At 62.1% G+C, this 21,908-nt stretch carries 14 protein-coding genes; all 14 read left to right on the forward strand.

Translation table 11 applies throughout. The annotated features are described in order from the left end of the window. The first annotated feature begins 40 nt into the window (after window positions 1-40). The 14 genes from RUGAMON1_RS03040 (at window position 41) to RUGAMON1_RS03105 (ending at window position 21,853) form a co-directional block, all read left to right on the forward strand. Window positions 41-1,537 (forward strand): AMP nucleosidase, encoded by a 1,497-nt coding sequence (locus tag RUGAMON1_RS03040; protein ID WP_445229099.1) that lies wholly within the window; start codon window positions 41-43, stop codon window positions 1,535-1,537. A 183-nt stretch (window positions 1,538-1,720) separates the two neighbouring features. After that, window positions 1,721-4,606, forward strand: a complete 2,886-nt coding sequence (locus RUGAMON1_RS03045) for a TonB-dependent receptor (protein ID WP_445229100.1) — start codon at window positions 1,721-1,723, stop codon at window positions 4,604-4,606. A gap of 56 nt (window positions 4,607-4,662) precedes the next feature. Beyond that, the gene (locus RUGAMON1_RS03050; RefSeq protein ID WP_445229101.1) at window positions 4,663-6,015 is read left to right on the forward strand and encodes an MFS transporter; all 1,353 of its coding nucleotides are present in this window, start codon (window positions 4,663-4,665) and stop codon (window positions 6,013-6,015) included. A gap of 19 nt (window positions 6,016-6,034) precedes the next feature. After that, the gene (locus RUGAMON1_RS03055) at window positions 6,035-6,982 is read left to right on the forward strand and encodes a glycoside hydrolase family 43 protein (RefSeq protein ID WP_445229102.1); all 948 of its coding nucleotides are present in this window, start codon (window positions 6,035-6,037) and stop codon (window positions 6,980-6,982) included. 96 nt (window positions 6,983-7,078) lie between these two features. Further along, entirely contained in the window at window positions 7,079-8,125 is a 1,047-nt protein-coding gene (locus RUGAMON1_RS03060) for an aldose epimerase family protein (RefSeq protein ID WP_445229103.1), read from the forward strand. A gap of 128 nt (window positions 8,126-8,253) precedes the next feature. Beyond that, on the forward strand, window positions 8,254-9,996 hold the full coding sequence (locus RUGAMON1_RS03065; protein ID WP_445229104.1) for an IlvD/Edd family dehydratase: 1,743 nt from the start codon (window positions 8,254-8,256) through the stop codon (window positions 9,994-9,996). A 17-nt stretch (window positions 9,997-10,013) separates the two neighbouring features. Further along, window positions 10,014-11,006, forward strand: coding sequence for an AraD1 family protein (gene araD1, locus RUGAMON1_RS03070; protein WP_445229105.1), 993 nt, complete (start codon window positions 10,014-10,016; stop codon window positions 11,004-11,006). Continuing rightward, entirely contained in the window at window positions 11,003-12,571 is a 1,569-nt protein-coding gene (locus tag RUGAMON1_RS03075; protein WP_445229106.1) for an aldehyde dehydrogenase (NADP(+)), read from the forward strand. Before araD1 ends, RUGAMON1_RS03075 begins: the two co-directional genes overlap by 4 nt. 22 nt (window positions 12,572-12,593) lie before the next feature. Then, window positions 12,594-13,361 carry an SDR family NAD(P)-dependent oxidoreductase gene (locus tag RUGAMON1_RS03080; RefSeq protein WP_445229107.1) on the forward strand — a complete coding sequence of 256 codons (768 nt, stop codon included), beginning with the start codon at window positions 12,594-12,596 and terminating at the stop codon, window positions 13,359-13,361. 66 nt (window positions 13,362-13,427) lie between these two features. After that, complete coding sequence (locus tag RUGAMON1_RS03085) at window positions 13,428-15,350, forward strand: glycoside hydrolase family 97 protein (protein WP_445229108.1); 1,923 nt, start codon at window positions 13,428-13,430, stop codon at window positions 15,348-15,350. A gap of 13 nt (window positions 15,351-15,363) precedes the next feature. After that, entirely contained in the window at window positions 15,364-16,911 is a 1,548-nt protein-coding gene (locus tag RUGAMON1_RS03090) for an alpha-N-arabinofuranosidase (protein WP_445229109.1), read from the forward strand. A gap of 4 nt (window positions 16,912-16,915) precedes the next feature. Beyond that, window positions 16,916-18,490, forward strand: a complete 1,575-nt coding sequence (locus RUGAMON1_RS03095; protein ID WP_445229110.1) for a glycoside hydrolase family 43 protein — start codon at window positions 16,916-16,918, stop codon at window positions 18,488-18,490. Window position 18,491: 1 nt separating this feature from the next. Next, window positions 18,492-19,502, forward strand: coding sequence for an arabinan endo-1,5-alpha-L-arabinosidase (locus RUGAMON1_RS03100; protein WP_445229111.1), 1,011 nt, complete (start codon window positions 18,492-18,494; stop codon window positions 19,500-19,502). Next, complete coding sequence (locus RUGAMON1_RS03105; RefSeq protein ID WP_445229112.1) at window positions 19,499-21,853, forward strand: beta-L-arabinofuranosidase domain-containing protein; 2,355 nt, start codon at window positions 19,499-19,501, stop codon at window positions 21,851-21,853. Before RUGAMON1_RS03100 ends, RUGAMON1_RS03105 begins: the two co-directional genes overlap by 4 nt. Window positions 21,854-21,908: the final 55 nt, after the last annotated feature.

Genomic DNA, 21,908 nt, shown 5'->3' on the forward strand with positions numbered 1-21,908 from the left:
ATCGGGAGATTTTCCTGTTTCATCGAGGAGCCGCATGTCAATGAACCGTCCGTTTATCGCCCCCATGCAATTTGACGATCCGATTGCCGCTTATGAACAGGTGTTGGCCATCTACGAGGCCAACGTCGCCCACTTGCGCGACGCCATGAAACGCTTTGTCGCCGGCGAAGATGTCGGCGAACATGTGCGCGGCTGCTACCCCTTTGTGCGGGTCCATACCGACACCGTGGCCCGCGCCGACTCGACGCTGGCGTTCGGCTTCGTGGCCGGTCCGGGCACCTACGAAACCACGCTGACCCGGCCCGACCTGTTCGCGCGCTACTACCAGCAACAGTTCAAGCTGCTGCTGAAGAACCACGGCAGCCACCACCTGCGCATCGAGGTGGGTACCAGTTCGCAGCCGATTCCGATCCACTTTTCGTTTGCCGAGCACGAGCACATCGAAGGCAATATGAGCGCGGAACGACGCCTGCTGATGCGCGACGTATTTGACCTGCCCAACCTTGCCGCGATGGACGACGGCATCGCCAACGGCACCCACGAGCCGCCGCCGGGCGAGGCGCAGCCGCTGTCGCTGTTCACGGCGCCGCGCGTGGACTACTCGCTGCAACGCCTGCGCCACTACACCGGCACCTCGTGCGAGCACTTCCAGAAGTTTGTGCTGTTCACCAACTACCAGTTTTATATCGACGAGTTCGTCAAGCTGGGCCACGAGCTGATGGGCCAGGCCGCCGGCGCGCCGGACGACGATTACATCGCCTTCATCGAGCCGGGCAATATGGTCACGCGCCGCGTCGGCCAGGCGGTGCAGGCCAGCGACGCCCACGGCGCGCCGCTGCCGCGCCTGCCGCAGATGCCGGGCTACCACCTGATCCGCGCCGACGGCACCGGCATTTCGATGGTCAATATCGGGGTCGGTCCGGCCAATGCCAAGACCATCACCGACCATATCGCCGTGCTGCGCCCGCATGCCTGGCTGATGCTGGGCCATTGCGCCGGCCTGCGCAACACCCAGCAGCTGGGCGATTACGTGCTGGCGCACGGCTATGTGCGCGAAGACCATGTGCTCGACGAGGACTTGCCGCTGTGGGTGCCGATCCCGCCGTTGGCCGAGGTGCAGGTGGCGATCGAGGCCGCCGTGGCCGAGGTCACGCGGCTGACCGGCCACGACCTCAAGCGCGTGATGCGCACCGGTACCGTCGCCAGCACCGACAACCGCAACTGGGAATTGCTGCCGCAGCGCACGCCGGAGCGCCGTTTCAGCCAGAGCAGGGCGATCGCGCTGGACATGGAAAGCGCCACCATCGCCGCCAACGGCTTCCGTTTCCGCGTGCCGTACGGGACTTTGTTGTGCGTGAGCGACAAGCCCATGCATGGTGAGATCAAGTTACCGGGCATGGCTAACCAGTTTTATCGCGAACGCGTCGACCAGCATTTGCGCATCGGCATCCGGGCGCTGGAACTGCTGCGCGCCTTGGGCGTGGACAAGCTTCACAGCCGCAAGTTACGCAGCTTCACGGAAGTCGCGTTCCAGTAAAACTATGCAGAAAATGCATAAAAGCCCGCCAAGTGCGGGCTTTTTTTCAGTTTCTCCACCTGTGGCGATACTTTTTTCGGTATCGAAAACCCGAAAAAATTGATTGGTTTGTTTTTTAGCCAGACCCTAAGATGATTTTGAGGTTGCTGCACAAAACTATAAAACAGATAACACAGGAGACGTATGAACAAACTATCAACCGGGACTTTCGAGTCCCAGGCGAAGCATCGCCTCGTCCTGAAAACCGGCGTCGCGGTGCTGGCCGCAGCCGGCCTGCTCAGCAGCGCCTCGGTGTGGGCGCAAGCGGCCGCCGAAAAGTCCGAGCCTGCCGACGCCGCGACCGTGGTCGTCACGGGTGTCAAGGCATCGTTGATCAAGAGCCTGGCCATCAAGCGCACCAGCGACCAGGTCGTGGAATCGATCGTTGCCGAAGACATCGGCAAGCTGCCCGACAACAATGTCGTCGAAGCGCTGCAGCGCGTGACCGGGATCCAGGTCACCGACCGCTCCGGCGGCGAGGTCGGCACCTTGTCCATCCGTGGCTTGCCCGACGTCCAGACGACCTGGAACGGCCGCACCATCTTTACGGCGTCGGGCACGCAGGTCGCGCTCCAGGACATTCCGTCGACCCTGGTTCGCCAGATCGACGTCTACAAAACGCGCGACGCCAGCCAGCTGGAAACCGGCATTGCAGGCCAGGTCGACGTCAAGTCGCTGCGCCCGTTCGATTTCAAGGGTCAGAAAATTTCGCTGACGGCGCGTGAAACCTATCTCGAGCCCGCGAACAAGGCCAACCCACAGCTCAGCGGCATGTACAGCAACCGCTGGCAAACCGGCATCGGCGAAGTCGGCGCCCTGGTCAACCTGTCGGATGTGAAGACGAAATACCGCAACGAAAGCGTGGCGCCGGGTGCGATGGTGCCGTTCACCAGCCCCAATGCCGCCGAAGTTCCCGCGGGTTACACGCCCTTGCAGCGCATCTTCGACAACAATGTCTGGACGCCAGGTACCCATGCCGGCTTGTCGAGCGCAGCGGGTTCGACGCTCAATTTCAACGGCAAGGCTTATCCTTACTACCTGGCGCGCGACGCCGTTTTCCAGTCCGACAACAAGGGCGAGCGCGAGCGTCCCTCCGCCAACCTCGCCTTGCAGTGGAAACCGAACAGCGACTCGGTCTACACCTTCGAATCGATGTACAACGGTTATCGCGACAAGGCCTTCAACCAGATGCTGTTCAGCTTTGTCGACTGGTGGGGTGACCTCGGCAGCAACCCTGCAAGCTCGATTACGACCTTCCCGGGGACGAACATCATCAAGAGCCGTAACGTCAACAACGTCTATGGTTTCAACAGCGGCGACTACACCACGTCGGCAACCGACTCCTACGTTTATGCCCTGAACGGCAAGTGGGACATCAGCGACAAGCTGAAGCTGGAAGGCGACCTGTCGTACCAGACCAGCACCTTCCACTCGGAATTCACCGCCACCCGGATCGATCGCGTTGCACCGTCCATCTCGGTCGATTTCAATGGCGGCGGCAACAACACGGCGTTCCGCTTCAATAACAATGCCGACCTGACCGACCCGACCAAGTGGAATGTCGCGCAGTTCTACGATACCGCCAACCGCAACAAGGGCAGCGCCGCGACGGCCAGCCTGGGGGGCGTCTACGATACCGACTGGGGTCCGCTGCAGACGGTCCAATTCGGCCTGCGCTACGACGACCGCAAGGCGTCGGAGGCCAACCGGAACCAATCGGCCTTCCTGGGCCGCAACCTGGCCTCGCTGGGTCCGGCGTATTCCTCCACCAACTCGAACTTCGGCACGTCCATCTCGGACGTCCCGCGCTCCTGGGTGGAGCCCAACGCCTACTACATCCGCGACCATATCGACGAGTGGCGCAAGATGTATAACGCGGCCGATGCGAACTTCCTGACGACGGACAAACTGAGCCTGCAGAAGACGTTCGACGTCGATGAAAAGACGAAGAACCTGTTCGTGATGGGCAATACCCAGAACGAGCTGTTCGGCCATCGCCTGCGCGGCAATTTCGGCATGCGCTACGTTAAGGTCGATACCGACATGAACTTCTACAAGATTGATGCCACCACCAAGGCGGTCACGCCGTCCGGTGCCAGCAAGTCGACCAGCAAGTTCTTGCCCAGCATGACCCTGATCTACGACCCATCCAAGGACGTCGTGGTGCGCTTTAACTATGGCCAGACCCTGCGCCGCCCGAGCTTTGGCGACCTGAATCCTGTCCTGCAACTCGGCGACGACGTTTCGAAGGTGGGGTATGGATCGGGCACCGGCGGCAATCCCGACCTGAAACCGACACGTTCCACCAACCTCGACCTGACGGGTGAGTGGTATTTCCAGAAGGACAGCGCACTCTACGGCACTCTGTTCAAGCGCAAGATCGACGGCCTGATCGTGAGCTTGCGTCACAAGGTGCACGTCGATCCGGCGAACGACCCGTTCCGCAACTCGACCTCGGGCGGCGACCATACGAACGGCTATGACTACGTCATCAACTCGCCGGTCAACGCCTCCAACGGCGACATCAAAGGCGCCGAGGTCGGCTTGATCTACTTCCCGAAAGGGTTGCCGAGCCTGCTGGACGGCCTGGGCATCCAGGGCAGCTATACGCGACTCAGCTCGTCGCAGAACGTGCCCGACGCCAATGACGCCGGCGTCATCGTCTCGCAGCTCGAGACACCGTTCTTCGGCGTGTCGCACAGCTCGTACAACGCCACCCTGGCTTACGAAAAGGGCCCGATCAGCGCGCGCTTGTCCTATGTCTGGCGCTCCGCCTTCCTGGCCAAGAACGAAGCCGCCCTGTTTGCCAATCCGATTGGTATCTGGCGTAGTCCGGAAAAGAGTGTGGACATGCAAGTCTCCTATAAAATCAACGACAGGATGTCGGTCGATGTCAGCGGTGTCAACTTGACCAACTCAATGCAGCAGCAGTACTACCACTTCGGTAGTGCGGGTACCCCGCAGTTGAACAATTTCGGTACGCTGCAGATCGGACGTTCGGTCTCGGCCGCCCTGCGCTGGCAGATGTAACTGCAAGATCTAAGAGCGTTCCCGTTAGCGGGAACGCCAACCTGTTGGAGTATCCGATGTCGAATCAAAAATTATCGTTGCTGGAAAAAGTGGGCTTTGGCGCCGGCGACATGGCGCTGAACGTGGTGATTTCGTCGATGATGTTGATCATTACCTTCTTCTACACCGATATCTACGGCCTGAAGACGATGGACCTGGCGCTGATGTTCGGCGTGGTGAAGTTCGTCGGCGCGATGGCCGACCTGACGATGGGGCAGATCACCGACCGCGTCACCAGCCGCTGGGGGCGTTACCGTCCGTGGCTGCTGCTGTTGGCCGTGCCGTATGGGCTCAGCGTGTTCTTCGTCTTCACCACGCCCGATTGGGGCTACAGCGCCAAGCTGGTTTGGGCCTACTCGACCTACATCATCATGACCATCATGACGGCGGGCGTGGGCATTCCATACATCTCGCTGCCCAGCGCCTTGTCCAAGGATCCGCAGGAAACCTTGTCCGCCAACGGCTACCGCCTGTTCTTCGCCAAGATCGGCGCCTTCATGGTGACGGTGATCGTGCCGCTGCTGTCGGAACGCTGGGGCGGCGGCAACGCGGCCGCCGGCTACCAGTTCGCCATGGCGGTGATGGCCGGCATGGGCGTGCTGCTGTTCCTGTTCTGCTTCTTCACCACCCAGGAGCGCGTGCGGCACGTGGTGCAGCGCCAGTCGCTGTGGGCGCAGATCAAGGTGCTGGTGAAAAACGACCAGTGGCTGATCCTGTGCGGCGTCTGCGTGACCGGCACCATCGGCTATGTGGTGCGTGGCTCGGTGGCCATCTACTACGCAAAATACTATCTCGGCGCGGACGGCCCCACCATCTCGGCCTTCCTGTCCACCGGCGTGGTGGCCGCCATCGTGTCGATGATCGCTTCGACGTGGATCACCAAGGTCTATTGCAAGGTCAATCTGTTCCGCTGGACGCAGATCGGCGTGGGCCTGATCAGCGCCGCGATGTATTTCTTCGTCGGGCCGGGCGACACCATGCTGGCGTTTGTGCTGTACTTCCTGCTGTCGTTCGTGGTGGACCTGCATGCGCCGGTGTTCTGGTCGGCCATCGCCGAGACCATCGACTACGGCATGGTCAAGACGGGCAAGCGTGTATCGGGCTTCGCTTTCGGCGGTATTTCGGTCTGCCAGAAGGCGGGCATGGGCATTGCCGGCATCTTGGTCGGCAAGTTGTTGACGCATTTCGCCTATGTGCCCAACGTCCAGCAGACCGCTTACGCGTTGCACGGCATCGTCCTGATGATGACGTTGATTCCGGGTTTCTTCCATACCGTTATGGGACTTTTGATGTTCAAGTATCGTATCAACGACGAGTACTACACCGAGGTCAAGGCGGAAATGGGAGTCAAGGGTTATGTGGCAGTCTAATTTTTTGGAAATCGAAGCAATGGAAGATGTACTCACGCCGCTGATCGAGCAGCGCGCCGATCCTTTTATCATTCGTCACAGCGACGGCTACTACTACTTCACCGCCTCGGTGCCACAGTACGACCGCATCGAGCTGCGCCGCGCGAAGACCATCGCCGGACTGGCGGATGCGGACAAGGTCGACGTCTGGCACAAGCCGGACACCGGTCCGTATAGCGAACTGGTTTGGGCGCCGGAGCTGCACTTCAATGACGGCGCATGGTACGTCTACTTCGCCGCCGCGCCGAGCCGCGAGATCAAACACAAGCTGTTCCAGCACCGCATGTACGCGATCCGCAACGCCAATCCGAATCCGTTGGAAGGCGAGTGGGAGTTCATGGGGCAGATCGACACCGGCATCGACACCTTCTGCCTGGACGCCACCACCTTCAGCCACAAGGGCCAGCTGTACTACCTGTGGGCGCAGAAGGACGTCGCCATCGAGGGCAATTCCAACCTGCACATCGCGCCGATGAAGACGCCGTGGCAGCTGGGCGGCCCGCCGGTCATGCTGAGCAAGCCGGAATTCGACTGGGAGATCCGCGGCTTCTGGGTCAACGAAGGCCCGTCGGTGCTGAAGAAGAACGGCAAGATCTTCATCAGCTATTCGGCCAGCGCCACCGACGAGAACTACGCCATGGGCCTGTTGTGGGCGGACGAACAGGCCGACCTGCTGGACCCGGCGTCGTGGACCAAGCTGCCGCAGCCGGTGCTGCAAACCTGCTACGAGCATGGCGTGTACGGACCGGGACATAACAGCTTCACCATTGGCGATGATGGCGAGACGGTCATGTTGGTTTATCATGCACGCACCTATACCGAGATTATCGGCGATCCGCTGTGGAACCCGGACCGGCACACCTACGTCAAACCGTTGAAATGGGACGAGCAGGGCATGCCGGTATTCGGAAAGCCATCGTTAGCTTAAAAGCACGTCGTCCTCGCGAAAGCGGGGACCCATAGAACATTCGCGGCGGCCACGGGATACGAATCCCGTCGGCCGCCGTTGCCGTAGAAAGCACCCATGCAGCCAACCATCGCCACATCGGCCTTCGGCCCCGAAGCTACCCTGTACACCCTGACCAACGCCAACGGCATGATCGTCAAGATCAGCGACCTTGGCGGCGTGATCACCGAAATCCACACCCCGGACCGGGACGGCCACCTGGCCGACGTCTGCCTCGGCTTCGACGATGCCGCCGCCTACCTGGGCGAATCGCACTACCTCGGCGCGCTGATCGGCCGTTACGGCAACCGCATTGCCAACGGCCGCTTTACGCTGGACGGCGAAACCTATCAGCTGAATGTGAACAACGGTGTAAACCATTTACACGGAGGCCTGGATGGCTTCCACCGCCGCATGTGGGAAGCCGAAACCTTCGCCACGCCCAAATCGGCAGGCCTGATCCTGAGCTACCTGAGCCCCGACGGCGAACAAGGCTACCCGGGCAACCTGGAAGTGACGGCGATCTACGAACTGCGTAACAATAACGAATTGCGTATCGCTTTCCACGCGATCACCGATAAAGCGACGCCGGTCAACCTGACCAACCACGCTTATTTCAACCTGGCCGGCAAGGGCGACATCCTGTCCCACGAGCTGACCATCGCCGCCGACGCCTACACGCCGGTCGACAGCGGCCTGATACCGACCGGCGAACTGCCTGCGGTGGCCGGCACGCCGTTCGACTTCCGCACGCCGCACGCGATCGGCGCGCGCATCGACGAGGACGACGAACAGCTGCGCCACGGCGCCGGCTACGACCACAACTTCGTGCTGAACAAATCCGCGCCAGGCGCGCTGGAACTGGCGGCCCGCGTGCGCGATCCGTCCTCGGGCCGCGTGCTGGAAGTGCTGACCCAGGAGCCGGGCGTGCAGTTCTACAGCGGGAACTTCCTGCACGACGGCATGGGCGGAAAAGGGCGCATCTACAGCCATCGCAGCGGTTTTTGCCTCGAACCGCAGCACTATCCCGACTCGCCGAACCGTCCCGAGTTCCCGTCGACGATACTGCGTCCGGGCGAGGAGTACACCACCGTCATGAGCTACCGCTTCTCCGTGGAGGACTGATACCGATTCGGGTATCGAAGTCGAATAATAATTTATTGGAAAGATATCTCACTACAACTTAGTATGGCTTATCGATGCGGGGGCATGACAAGCACGCCCCCGTACAAGAACATACTTAGGAGATATGCATGTCCGATAATGACAAAAAGGTGAAGCTGCGCTCCGCCGAGTGGTTTGGTACCCAAGACAAAAACGGTTTCATGTACCGCAGCTGGATGAAGAATCAGGGCATACCCGATCACGAATTCCAGGGCAAACCTATCATCGGCATCTGCAACACGTGGTCGGAACTGACCCCTTGCAATGCCCACTTCCGCAAGCTGGCGGAACACGTCAAGCGCGGCATTCTCGAAGCAGGCGGCTTCCCGGTTGAATTCCCGGTGTTCTCCAACGGCGAATCGAACCTGCGTCCAACCGCCATGCTGACCCGTAACCTGGCCAGCATGGACGTCGAAGAATCCATCCGCGGCAATCCGATGGACGGCGTGGTGCTGCTGGTCGGCTGCGACAAGACCACGCCGGCGCTGTTGATGGGCGCCGCATCGGTCGACATTCCCACCATCGTTGTCAGCGGCGGTCCTATGCTGAACGGTAAGCTGAACGGCAAGAACATCGGCTCCGGCACCGCCGTATGGCAGCTGCACGAGCAGGTCAAGGCCGGCGAAATCACCATGCACGAATTCATGTCGGCGGAATCGGGTCACTCCCGCTCCGCAGGCACCTGCAACACCATGGGCACCGCGTCGACGATGGCCTGCATGGCCGAAGCGCTGGGCACCACGCTGCCGCACAACGCCGCCATTCCCGCCGTCGATTCGCGCCGCTACATCCTGGCGCATATGTCGGGCATCCGCGCCGTCGAGATGGTCAAGGAAGGCCTGACGCTGTCGAAGATCCTCAGGCGCGAGAACTTCGAGAACGCGATCCGCGTCAACGCCGCCATCGGTGGTTCGACCAACGCCGTGATCCACCTGAAGGCCATCGCCGGCCGCATCGGCGTCGACCTGGAGCTGGAGGACTGGACCCGCGTCGGCCGCGGCACGCCGACCATCGTCGACCTGCTGCCGTCGGGCCGCTTCCTGATGGAAGAGTTCTACTACGCCGGCGGCCTGCCGGGCGCGATCCGCCGCATGGGCGAGGGTGACCTGGTGCCGCATCCGAGCGCGCTGACCGTCAACGGCAAGTCGCTGTGGGACAACTGCAAGGATGCGCCTATCTATGACGATGAAGTGATACGCCCGCTGGACAAGCCGCTGCTGAAGGATGGCGGCATCTGCATCCTGCGTGGCAACCTGGCGCCGCGCGGCGCCGTGCTGAAACCGTCGGCCGCCACGCCGGAGCTGATGCAGCATCGCGGCCGTGCAGTGGTGTTCGAGGACTTTGAGCATTACAAGAGCCGCATCGTCGATCCTGAACTGGAAGTCGATGCCAACTCGGTGCTGGTGATGAAGAACTGCGGCCCGAAAGGTTATCCGGGCATGGCCGAAGTAGGCAATATGGGACTGCCGCCGAAACTGCTGGCGGCCGGCGTCAAGGACATGGTCCGCATCTCGGATGCGCGCATGAGCGGCACCGCCTACGGCACCGTGGTGCTGCACGTGGCGCCGGAAGCGATGGCCGGTGGCCCGCTGGGCATCGTCAAGGATGGCGACTGGATCACGCTCGATTGCGCTGGCGGCCTGCTGAATCTGGAGATTTCCGATGCGGAGATGGCGGAGCGCCAGGCGGTGCGCGTCGCCGGCTCGGCGCCGGGTCCCAAGACCGGCTACCAGAAACTGTACATCGATCACGTGCTGCAAGCCGATGAAGGCTGCGATTTCGACTTCCTGGTCGGGAACCGCGGATCGGCCGTGCCGCGCCACTCGCACTAATCAAATTCGGAGACACCATGCTACTCGTGCAATTCAAGAACGAACAAGGCGCGCGCCAGATCGGCGTGCTGGAACAGAACACCATCCGCGTCATCGAAGGCTACGATACGACCTACGCACTGGCGCAGGCAGCGATACGCCAGTCGACCGGCCTGGCCGACCTGGCGACCAAGGCCGTCGGTCACGCCGTGCAGGCGTTTGACGCCGTCGCGGCGGCGGGCCGTCTGCTGCCGCCGCTGGACCACAGCGACGACGCCCATTGCTACGTCACCGGCACCGGACTGACCCACCTGGGCAGCGCCGACACCCGCGACGCCATGCACAAGAAAATCGGCGGCGATGTTGAATCCCTGAGCGACTCCATGAAAATGTTCCGCATGGGTGTTGAAGGCGGCAAGCCTGCCGAGGGCGAAGCCGGCGTGCAGCCGGAATGGTTCTACAAGGGCGACGGTTCCATCGTCGCCGCCAGCGGCCAGGCCCTGAGCATGCCGGACTTCGCGCTGGATGGCGGCGAAGAGCCTGAAGTGGCGGGCCTCTACGTGATCGGCGACGACGGCCAGCCGTATCGCGTCGGCTACGCCATCGGTAACGAATTCTCGGACCACGTGACCGAACGCCAGAACTACCTGTACCTGGCGCACTCCAAGTTGCGCGCCTGCGGGTTGGGCCCGGCATTGCTGGTCGGCGAAGCGCCTGCGCACATTGAAGGCACCTCGCGCATCTACGACGTGGAGGGCAAGGTGCGCTGGGAGAAGGCGTTCTTCAGCGGCGAACAGAATATGTCGCACACCATCGGCAACCTGGAACACCACCACTTCAAATACCCGCTGTTCAAGCGTCCCGGCGATGTGCACATCCACTTCTTTGGCACGGCGACGCTGAGCGTGGCCGACAACATCGTCGTCAAACCCGGCGAAACCTTTGAAATCGAAGCGCCGCAATTCGGTCCAGCCCTGCGCAACAAGCTGACCGTGTACAAAACCGAAGTCGCGAAAGTGAAGGCATTATGATCATTACCGGTGAAGCGCTGATAGGCGGCGTTGCCGTCAAAGGAACGGGCGCTGCGATCCGCGCCTTCAATCCATCGCTGCAACAGCCGATGGAGCCTGAATTTCATACCGTCGATTTCGCGCAGATCGACCAGGCTTGCCATCTGGCCGACGCCGCGTTCGACACTTTCCGCGCGCTGAGCGACGAGCAGCGCGCCGTCTTCCTCGAAACCATCGGGGAGCAGATCATGGCGCTGGGCGATGTGCTGGTGGAGCGCGTGATGGCCGAAAGCGGCCTGCCGCGCCCGCGCATCGAGGGTGAGCGCGGCCGCACTGTCGGCCAGCTGAAACTGTTTGCCAACCTGCTGCGCGAAGGCTCGTGGAACGACGTCCGCATCGACAAGGCGCTGCCGGAACGGACGCCGCCGCGTCCCGACCTGCGGATGCGCATGATCGGCCTCGGTCCGGTGGCGGTCTTCGCGGCCAGTAACTTCCCGTTGGCTTTTTCTGTCGCTGGTGGTGACACCGCGTCGGCCTTGGCGGCCGGCTGCCCGGTGGTGTTGAAGGCGCACTCCGCGCATCCCGGCACGTCCGAGCTGGTGGGGCGCGCCGTGGTCAAGGCGGTGGAGCTTTGTGGCCTGCCTGCCGGCGTGTTCTCGCTGCTGACCGGCAGCGGTAACGGCATCGGCCAGGAGCTGGTGCGTCATCCTGCGATCAAGGCGGTCGGTTTCACCGGCTCGCGCAGCGGTGGCATGGCGCTGATGGCTGTTGCAGCCGCGCGTTCGGTGCCGATTCCCGTGTATGCGGAAATGAGTTCGATCAATCCGGTGTTCCTGATGCCGCGCGCATTGGCTGCGCGCGCCGAGGAAATCGCCGCCGGTTTCGCCGGTTCGCTGGTACTGGGCGTGGGGCAGATGTGCACCAACCCGGGATTGGTGATCGGCGTCGGCGGCCCTGACCTGGACCGTTTTGCCAACGCCGCCGCCCAGGCGCTGGCCGGTGGCGCCGCCTGCGCGATGCTGTCGCCGGGCATCGCCGGCAGCTTCCAGCGCGGGATCACGCAACTGGCGGAACATGCGGACGTGAAGACGCTGGCGCTGGCGCCGCAATCGGAGGGCAAGGGCGCCCCGGCGCTGTTCGTCGCCAGTGGCGCCGCATTCCTGTCGCAGCATGCATTGTCGGAAGAAGTATTCGGCCCGGCTTCGCTGCTGGTCGCCTGCAAGGACATCGCGGAGCTGCATCAAGTCGCCGAAAGCCTGGAAGGCCAACTGACCGCCACCCTGCAGCTGGACGATGGCGATCTGGATCTGGCGCATGCACTGCTGCCGGTACTGGAGCGCAAAGCCGGCCGCATCCTGGCCAACGGTTTCCCGACCGGCGTGGAAGTGTGCAGTGCGATGGTGCACGGCGGCCCGTTCCCGTCGACTTCCGATGGCCGCAGCACGTCCGTAGGTACGGGCGCTATCGTGCGCTTCCTGCGTCCGGTGTCGTACCAGAACCTGTCGCAGGCCTTGCTGCCTGAGGTATTGCGCGACAACGGCGCCGCAACCTGGCGCCGCCGCGAGGGCGAGCTGACGCGCGGTTGATAAAAATAAAAACGGAGACTGTATGACCCAGTTGGCCAAATTTGGCAGCTTGCGCGGCAAGCGAGTATTCATTACGGGTGGTGGCACCGGCATCGGCGAGGCGATGGTGATTTCCTTCGCCGAGCAGGGCGCGCAAGTGGCGTTCGTCGACATCGCGCGCGACGCCAGCCTGGCCTTGATACGCCGGGTGAAGGAAGCCGGCTACCCTGAGCCGCTGTTCCGCCAGTGCGACATCACCGATATCCCGGCGCTGCAAGCCACCATGTCCGAGATGGCGGCCAACGTCGGCGATTTCGACATCCTCGTCAACAACGCGGCCAACGACCAGCGCCACGAGACGGCCGAGGTGACGGTGGATTACTGGAACGAGCGCATCGCCATCAACCAGCGGCCGATGTTCTTCACCTGCCAGGCGGTCCTGGAAGGCATGAAGAAGAAGGGCTCCGGTTCGATCATCAACGTCGGTTCGATTTCGTGGCATGTGAAGAACGCTGGCTATGCGGTGTATGCCACCTCCAAGGCGGCGGTGCACGGCTTGACGCGCGGACTGGCGCGCGAGTTCGGCGCGCACGGCATTCGCGTCAACACCGTCACGCCGGGCTGGGTGATGACGCAGCGCCAGATCGACCTGTGGCTGGACGAAGCGGGCGAGCAGGATATCAAGCGCAACCAGTGCATGCCGACCAAGCTGCTGCCGCAGCACGTGGCATCGATGGTGCTGTTCCTCGCCGCCGAAGACGGCGCGATGTGCACCGCCCAGGAGTTCATTGTGGATGCAGGCTGGGTTTAAAGTTCTGCCCCGGAGACAACCGTCCTATGAGGCGGCGGGAATATATAACCATAAAAAGGCAAGAACATGGCAAAGGCATGTTTCTCCGCGCTGGCGCTCGCAGCCAGTGCAATGACGGCGGCCGCTGCGCCGCCTGAACTCAACAGCCCCGATCATCACATCAGCGTCAAGGTGCACGCCACCGCTGGTGGTGGGTTGGGGTATTCGATCTCGCGCGATAGCAAGCCGGTGCTGCTGGCTTCCGACCTTGGCTTGCAACTGCAAGGTGCCGATCTGGCGAGCACACTGACAATTGCGGCCACCTCCAAGGCCCGCGCCGTCAGCGACCAGTACCAGATGGCCGTCGGTAAAAAGAGCAGCATCAGTTATCGCGCCAACGAGCAGACCTACACCGTGCGCAACGCGCAACAGCAGGCGATGGACATCGTGTTCCGCGTGTCGAACGATGGCGTGGCCTTCCGCTACGTCGTTGCCGAGCCTTCGCTACCGCACAAAAAACTGATACAGGAGCGCACCACCTTTGCCTTGCCGCCTGCGGCCAAGGCATGGCTGCAACCGATCGCCGTGGCCCAAACCGGCTGGGGCAGAACCAATCCGTCCTACGAAGAGCACTATCAGATGGACATCCCGGTCGGCACCACGTCGCCGTCGCCGGCTGGCTGGGTGTTCCCGGCGCTGTTCAAGAGCGGCGACAACTGGGTGGCGATCTCCGAAGCGGGCATGGACGGCAGCTTCCAGGCTTCGCGCCTGGCGCCGGAATCGGCTGGCGGAAAATACAGCATCGGCAATCCGATGGCCGCGGAAATCTATCCGGGCGGTGGCCTGCTGGCCGAAGTAGACGGCACGCTGACATCGCCCTGGCGCCTGCTGGCACTGGGTTCCCTGAAGACTGTGACCAACTCCACGCTCGGCACCGACCTTGCCGCCCCGGCCATCGCCTTCGACAAACAACTGGTCAAGCCAGGCCACGCTTCGTGGAGCTGGGCGTTGATGAAGGACGACGCCACGGTCTACGACGTGCAGAAGAAGTTCATCGACTACGCCGCCGACATGCACTGGGACTACACCCTGATCGACGCCGACTGGGACCGCAAGATCGGCTACGAAAAGATCAAGCAACTGGTCGACTACGCGGCGACCAAGCAGGTCGGCATTCTGCTGTGGTACAACTCGTCCGGCCCATGGAACTCAACCGAATACTCGCCTAAAAGCCAGCTGCTGACCCATGAGCAGCGCGTGGCCGAGTTCAAGCGCCTGCACGATATGGGCGTCAAAGGGGTGAAGATCGACTTCTTCAACGGCGACGCGCAATCGATGATCGCCTACTACGTCGCCATCCTTCGCGACGCTGCCGATGCAGGGCTGCTGGTCAACTTCCATGGCGCCACGCTGCCGCGCGGCTGGACCCGCACCTGGCCGAACCTGATGACGATGGAAGCCGTACGCGGCATGGAGTTCACTACCTTCGAGCAGGCCGACGAAGACAAGATGCCGACCCACGCGGCCATGTTGCCGTTCGCCCGCAACCTGTTCGATCCGATGGACTTTACGCCGATGGTGTTCGGCGATATCCCCAAGATCAAGCGCACTTCCAGCAACGGCTTCGAGCTGGCCACGTCGGTGCTCTACATCTCCGGCATCCAGCACTTCGCCGAGATCCCGGAGGGCATGGCCACCGTGCCGGCCTACGTCAAATCCTTCTTGCAGGAGCTGCCGCGCAGCTGGGACGACAGCCGCCTTGTGGACGGCTATCCAGGCCAGTACGCCGTCATCGCGCGCCGCTCCGGCGACACCTGGTACATCGCCGGCATCAACGCCACCAATGCAGACAAGGCGTTGACGCTGGACCTGTCCTTCGTCGGCGCCAGGCAGGGCGTCATTATCGGCGACGGCAGTGCCGAACGCGATTTCAGCCAGCGCAGCATCGCTGCCGGAAAAAAAGTAGCTGTAACGATCAAGCCGCATGGCGGCTTTGTCATAAAACTATAAACAGGAGATTAGAATGAACTACATCAAACATGGCGTACTTTCCCTTTGCCTGCTCGCTTCCGGCGGTGCCTTCGCTGCCGACGCCATCGGCCTGACCATCGATGCCGGCAAGCCGGGCGCCGTCATCAACAAGGACATCTACGGCCAGTTCGCCGAGCACTTGGGTACCGGCATCTACGAAGGCATGTGGGTCGGCCCCAAGTCGAAAATCCCGAATACCAAGGGCTGGCGCAACGACGTCGTCGGCGCATTGAAGGCCATGCACGTGCCCCTGGTGCGCTGGCCGGGTGGCTGCTTCGCCGATGAGTATCACTGGAAGGATGGCCTGGGCCCGCGCGAGAAGCGTCCGGTCAAGGTCAACACCAACTGGGGCGGCGTGGCGGAATCCAACGCCGTCGGCACGCACGAGTTCTTCGACCTGGTCGACCTGCTGGGTGCCGATGCCTACGTCAACGGCAATCTCGGCACGGGCAGCGCGCAAGAGATGTCGGAGTGGATCGAGTACATGACCTCCGACAGCCAATCCACGCTGGCCAATCTGCGCCGCAAGAACGGCCATGAGAAGCCGTTCAAGGTCGCTTATTTCGCGATCGGTAACGAGGCCTGGGGCTGCGGCGGCAATATGTCGCCGGAACATTACGCGGACCTGTACAAGAACGTCGAGACCTTCCTGCGCGCGCCGCAGCAATACCGTCCGAAGATGATCGCCAGCGGCGGCAACGACAACGACGTGACCTGGTCCGAAGTGCTGAGCAAGCAGCTGAAGCGCCAGACCGACGGCATCAGCTTCCACTACTACACCATCCCGACCGGAAAATGGGAAGTGAAGGGCGCCGCCACCGGCTTCCCTGAGAAGGAGTGGATGTCCACGCTGACCAATACGCTGCGCATGGAAGATCACATCCGCAAGAACTCCGCCGCGATGGACAAGAACGACCCGGAGAAAAAACTGGGCCTGTTCGTCGATGAGTGGGGCACCTGGTACGACGTGGAGAAGGGCACCAACGCGGGCTTCCTGTTTCAGCAGAATACCCTGCGCGATGCGGTTGTTGCAGCGCTTAACTTCAACATCTTCCATGCCCATGCGGACCGCGTGCGCATGACTAATATCGCGCAGATGGTCAACGTGCTGCAATCGATGATCATCACCGACAAGGACAAGATGGTGCTGACGCCGACCTATCACGCCTTCGAGATGTACGTGCCGTTCCAGGGCGCGACCTCGCTGCCGCTGACGTTGTCGAACAATCCGCAGTATGCGCTGGATGGCGCAAGCGTTCCTGAAATCAGCGCATCGGCCGCGCGCGGCACCGATGGCAAGCTGTATCTGGCGCTGGTCAACACCAATCCGGGGCAGGCTGCGGATGTGGCGATCAACGTACCGGGACAGACGATCAAGTCGGTCAAGGGCCGCGTGCTCACCGCCGCCGCGATGGATGCGCATAACACCTTCCAGACGCCGCAGGCGATCAAGCCGGCGCCGTACAGTGCCACCGCGGTCGATGGCAAGCTGACGGTGAAGATCCCAGCCAAGGCTGTTGTCGTTGTAGCGGTGGAGTGAGAGCATGAGTGAACACGATATCTCGATCTCGCGCCGCAAGGCCATCGCCGGCGGCGTAGCACTGCTGCTGGCAGGCTGCGGTGGTGGCGGTGGAAGCTCCAATCCGGTCACGCCGGTGCCGACGCCAGCGCCGACGCCTACACCTACACCAACTCCGACTCCGACTCCGACTCCGACTCCGACTCCAACGCCGTCGCCGACCACCATCACGTTTGGCGATGCATCGGTACACGACCCGGCCGTGATCAAGGTAGACGGCACGTACTACGTATTCGGCTCGCACCTGGCCGCCGCCAAATCGACGGACCTGATGAACTGGACCAAGATCGCGGACGGCGTCAACGCCGCCAATCCACTGTTCAACAACGTCGTCACCTCACTGGCGGACACCTTCACCTGGGCGCAGGTGACGGATCTGTGGGCCCCGGACGTGGTCAAGCTCGGCGACGGCAAGTTCTACTTCTACTACAACGCCTGCAAGGGCGACTCGCCCCGTTCGGCGCTGGGCGTGGCCGTGGCGGACAAGATCGAAGGCCCATACGTCAACAAGCAGCTCATGCTCAAATCCGGCATGTGGGGCCAGGTCAGCGAGGACGGCGTCAACGTCTACGATGCGCTGACGATGCCGAACGTGGTCGACCCGAACACCTTCTTCGACAAGGACGGCAAGCTGTGGATGATCTACGGCTCCTACTCCGGCGGCATCTTCATCCTGGCGATGGATCCAGTTACCGGTTTGCAGAAGCCTGGACAGGGCTACGGCAAGCACCTGATGGGCGGGAATCACAGCCGCATCGAGGGTGCGTATGTGATGTACAGCCCACAGTCGAAGTACTACTACCTGTTCACGTCCTTCGGCGGACTGGATGCAAACGGCGCCTACAACATGCGCGTGGCGCGCTCACTGAATCCGGACGGTCCCTACGTGGACGCCAAGGGTAACGACATGGCGAACGTCAAGGCCAATCCCGCGCTACCGCTGTTCGACGACGCCAGCATCGCACCGTTCGGACAGAAGATCATGGGGAACCACCAGTTCGCGCTGGCGGACGGCGAGACCGGCACGCCGCTGGGCTACGTATCGGCAGGCCACAACTCCGCATATTATGAAGCGGCGACGGGCCAGTACTTCCTGGTGTTCCACACGCGCTTCCCCGGCACCGGAGAGTTCCATCAGATCCGCGTGCACGAGATGTTCATCAACGAAGACGGCTGGATCGTCGTGTCGCCGTTCCGCTATGCTCCGCTCAGCAAGAACGCGACGGCGCTGTCGGCCGAGGTGACCGCCGCCGATGCCGCCGGCACGTACAAGATGATCAATCACGGCAAGGACATCACGGCGGCAATCAAGGCTTCGCAGAATATCAAGCTGGCGGCCGACGGCACGGTTTCCGGCGCCGCCACCGGCACTTGGAAGCATAATGGCGCCAACAAGATCACGATTTCGCTGGGTGCTACCGGAACCTTCAACGGCGTTCTGTCGCGCCAATGGAATACCAACGCCAGTGCCTTCGTGGTGACGTGGACCGCGCAGTCGGTGGATGGCGTGTCGATCTGGGGCGCGCGCACAGGGAGCTAGGATGAAGTCAGCGATATTTGCATTGGGCCTGTTGGCGCTGTCGGCTTGCTCAGCCAAGGAAGTCAGCGTCCACGATCCGGTGATGGCGAAGGAGGGCGATACCTGGTATGTATTCAGCACCGGGCCGGGCATCACCTTCTACAGCTCCAAAAACATGAAGGACTGGACGCCGGAAGGCCGCGTCTTCAAGGAGCAGCCGGTGTGGGCCAAGCGCGCCGCACCGACCTTCGACGGCCATATCTGGGCGCCGGATGTGCACTTCCATAACGGTCAATACTATTTGTACTATTCCGTTTCGGGCTTCGGCAAGAACACATCGGGTATCGGCGTCACGGTCAACAAGACGCTCAATCCCCGCTCGCCGGACTACCGCTGGGAAGACAAGGGCATGGTGCTGCAATCGGTGCCGCTGCGCGACGACTGGAACGCCATCGACCCGAACATCGTTGAAGACGGCAAGGGTGGTGCGTGGATGGCGTTCGGCTCATTCTGGAGCGGCCTGAAACTGGTCAAGCTGAATGCGGATTGGACCGGACTCGCGGAGCCGCAGGAATGGCATGCGATCGCCAGCCGTTCGCGCGGGCCGTCGGTGGCGGAGAAGTCGGCGGGGCCGGATGAAATCGAGGCGCCGTTTGTCTACAAGAAGGGCGATTACTACTATCTGTTCGCGTCGTTCGGGCTTTGCTGCCGCAAGGGCGACAGCACCTACCACGTTGTTGTCGGCCGGTCCAGGGAGGTCGCTGGTCCTTATGTGGACAAGAATGGCGTCGACATGATGAAGGGCGGCGGCTCCACTGTCATCGCCGGCGACAAGGATTGGAAAGGCCTGGGCCACAACAGCGCCTACACCATCGACGGCAAGGACTACCTGGTGCTGCACGCCTACGAGACGGCGGACAACTACCTGCAAAAGCTGAAGATCATGGAAATGAAGTGGGATGCCAGCGGCTGGCCGGTGGTGGACCAGGCGGACCTGAACCGGTACCGCAGCAACCAGCTTCCATCGCCATGAAGGGAGCCCTGAAGGCGGCGTTGATCGCCGCCGTCATGCTGTGCGCATCGGCTACGGCCGCTCCGTTGCAGCTGTTCCCTCTCGGCGATGTTCGCCTTGGCGACAGCCCCTTCCTGGAAGCCCAGCGGACGGACCTCCATTACCTGCTTGAGATGGAGCCCGACCGCCTGCTAGCGCCGTTCCTGCGCGAAGCCGGCCTGCCGCTGAAGCAGCCCAGCTACGGCAATTGGGAAGCGTCCGGCCTGGACGGCCACCTTGGCGGCCACTATCTGTCCGCGCTGGCGCTGATGTACGCGTCCACCGGCGACGACGAAATTCTCCGCCGCCTGAACTACTTCGTGGCGGAGCTCAAGCGCTGCCAGGAACGCAACGGCAACGGCTACATCGGCGGCATCCCGGACGGCAGCGCCGCATGGCAAGCCATCGCCAAGGGCGAACTCCATGCCGACAATTTCTCCGTCAACGGCAAGTGGGTCCCTTGGTATAACCTGCACAAGGTGTATGCGGGCCTGCGCGATGCCTACACCTACGCCGGCAACGCCGACGCCCGCGCCATGCTGATCGCCATGTCCGACTGGGCGCTGGAATTGACCTCGCACCTGAGCGAGGAGCAGATGCAGTCCATGCTGCGCAGTGAACACGGCGGCATGAATGAAGTACTGGCCGATGTCGCCCAGATGACGGGGCAGAAAAAATACATGGACCTGGCGATCCGCTTCTCCCACCAGGCCATCCTGCGGCCGCTGGAAGAAGGCAAGGACCAGCTCACCGGCCTGCACGCGAATACGCAGATTCCCAAGGTGATCGGATTCAAGCGCATCGGCGACATCACCGGCCGTCGCGACTGGCAGCAGGCCGCACAATTCTTCTGGCAGACCGTGCACGATCACCGCACCGTCGCCATCGGCGGCAACAGCGTCAAGGAGCACTTCCACGACGATAAGGACTTCTCTTCGATGGTCGATGAAGTCGAAGGCCCGGAGACCTGCAACACCTACAATATGCTCAAGCTCACCGAGCTGCTGTTCCTGGGCGACGCCAAGGGCAGCTACGGCGACTACTACGAGCGCGCGCTGTACAACCATATCCTGTCTTCGCAGCGGCCGGACAGCGGCGGCTTCGTCTACTTCACGCCGATGCGGCCCAATCATTATCGCGTCTACTCCCAGGTGGACAAGGCCATGTGGTGCTGCGTAGGCTCCGGCATCGAGAGTCACGCCAAGTACGGAGAATTCATCTACGCCCATCGCGGCGACCAGCTCTTCGTGAACCTCTTCATCCCTTCGACGCTGAACTGGCGCGAACAAGGCATAAGCATCACGCAGGCCAACCGCTTCCCGGACGAGGACCGCAGCACGATTGTGGTCAAGGGCAGCAAGGCGTTCACGATGAAGATCCGTTATCCCGAATGGGTGGCACGAGGCGCCTTGCGTATCACGATCAACGGCAAACCGGTGACGGCCGATGCGGAGGCGGACCGCTACGTCAGCCTGCGCCGCGAATGGCGGGACGGCGACAAGGTCGAGATCCTGCTGCCGATGAAAACCCATCTGGAGCAGATGCCGGACAAATCCAACTACTATGCGGTGCTGCACGGCCCCATCGTAATGGCGGCGAAAACCAACCCCTTCGCCGGCGAGAAGCTGAACTTCTTCGCCGACGATTCGCGCATGGGCCATGTAGCACAGGGACAGGTCTGCCCGTTGGAATCCGCACCGATGCTGGTCAGCGACACCAAGGCCTTCATGGACCGTTTCAAGCCCGTGCCGGGCAAGCCGCTGACGTTCACGGCGCCGGGTCTGGTGCAGGGAAAGAATGTCGGCAGCGTGACATTCATCCCGTTCTTCCGTCTGCACGACTCGCGCTACGTGGTCTATTGGCCGTATTCGACGCCGGCCAACCTGGCCTTCATGCAGTCCGAGGCCGCCCAGGACGAGGCTGCGCGCCTGGCGCTGGACGCCCAGACCATCGACCAGGTGGCGCCGGGCGAGCAGCAGCCGGAATCCGATCACTTCTTCAAAGGCGAGGGCGCCGACGCCGGCATCAACAAAGGCCTGCACTGGCGGCATGCGAGCGGCTGGTTCAGCTACGACCTGACCGACAAGAAGGGCGAAGCGAAGACCCTCAGGCTGACTTATTCGACGCTGGATGCCGGCCGCCGTTTCGACATCTTTGTCAACGGCCAGCTGCTGGCCGAGGTGGCGCTGGACGCGGCGGCGCCGCAGGAGATCTATACCAAGGACTACGCCATCCCGCCCGTAATGGCGGTTGGCGGAAAACTGGTGGTCAAGTTTGTCGCCCGCAAAGGCTCGATGGCCGGTGGTTTGTATGGTTTGCGCTTGTTGCGTTGATATCAAAATTGGTATCGAACTGCCAGAAAATGTCATTGGATAGATATTCTCGTTT

The sequence above is a fragment of the Duganella rhizosphaerae genome, from assembly GCF_040364205.1.
GTDB classification, from domain to species: domain Bacteria; phylum Pseudomonadota; class Gammaproteobacteria; order Burkholderiales; family Burkholderiaceae_D; genus Rugamonas; species Rugamonas rhizosphaerae.

Coding starts and splice junctions, on each gene's coding strand:
- RUGAMON1_RS03040 (WP_445229099.1), top strand. CDS start 41: ATGAACCGTCCGTTTATCGCCCCCATGCAATTTGACGATCCGATTGCC.
- RUGAMON1_RS03085 (WP_445229108.1), top strand. CDS start 13,428: ATGGCAAAGGCATGTTTCTCCGCGCTGGCGCTCGCAGCCAGTGCAATG.
- RUGAMON1_RS03055 (WP_445229102.1), top strand. CDS start 6,035: ATGGAAGATGTACTCACGCCGCTGATCGAGCAGCGCGCCGATCCTTTT.
- RUGAMON1_RS03095 (WP_445229110.1), top strand. CDS start 16,916: ATGAGTGAACACGATATCTCGATCTCGCGCCGCAAGGCCATCGCCGGC.
- RUGAMON1_RS03075 (WP_445229106.1), top strand. CDS start 11,003: ATGATCATTACCGGTGAAGCGCTGATAGGCGGCGTTGCCGTCAAAGGA.
- araD1 (WP_445229105.1), top strand. CDS start 10,014: ATGCTACTCGTGCAATTCAAGAACGAACAAGGCGCGCGCCAGATCGGC.
- RUGAMON1_RS03050 (WP_445229101.1), top strand. CDS start 4,663: ATGTCGAATCAAAAATTATCGTTGCTGGAAAAAGTGGGCTTTGGCGCC.
- RUGAMON1_RS03045 (WP_445229100.1), top strand. CDS start 1,721: ATGAACAAACTATCAACCGGGACTTTCGAGTCCCAGGCGAAGCATCGC.
- RUGAMON1_RS03105 (WP_445229112.1), top strand. CDS start 19,499: ATGAAGGGAGCCCTGAAGGCGGCGTTGATCGCCGCCGTCATGCTGTGC.
- RUGAMON1_RS03100 (WP_445229111.1), top strand. CDS start 18,492: ATGAAGTCAGCGATATTTGCATTGGGCCTGTTGGCGCTGTCGGCTTGC.
- RUGAMON1_RS03080 (WP_445229107.1), top strand. CDS start 12,594: ATGACCCAGTTGGCCAAATTTGGCAGCTTGCGCGGCAAGCGAGTATTC.
- RUGAMON1_RS03060 (WP_445229103.1), top strand. CDS start 7,079: ATGCAGCCAACCATCGCCACATCGGCCTTCGGCCCCGAAGCTACCCTG.
- RUGAMON1_RS03090 (WP_445229109.1), top strand. CDS start 15,364: ATGAACTACATCAAACATGGCGTACTTTCCCTTTGCCTGCTCGCTTCC.
- RUGAMON1_RS03065 (WP_445229104.1), top strand. CDS start 8,254: ATGTCCGATAATGACAAAAAGGTGAAGCTGCGCTCCGCCGAGTGGTTT.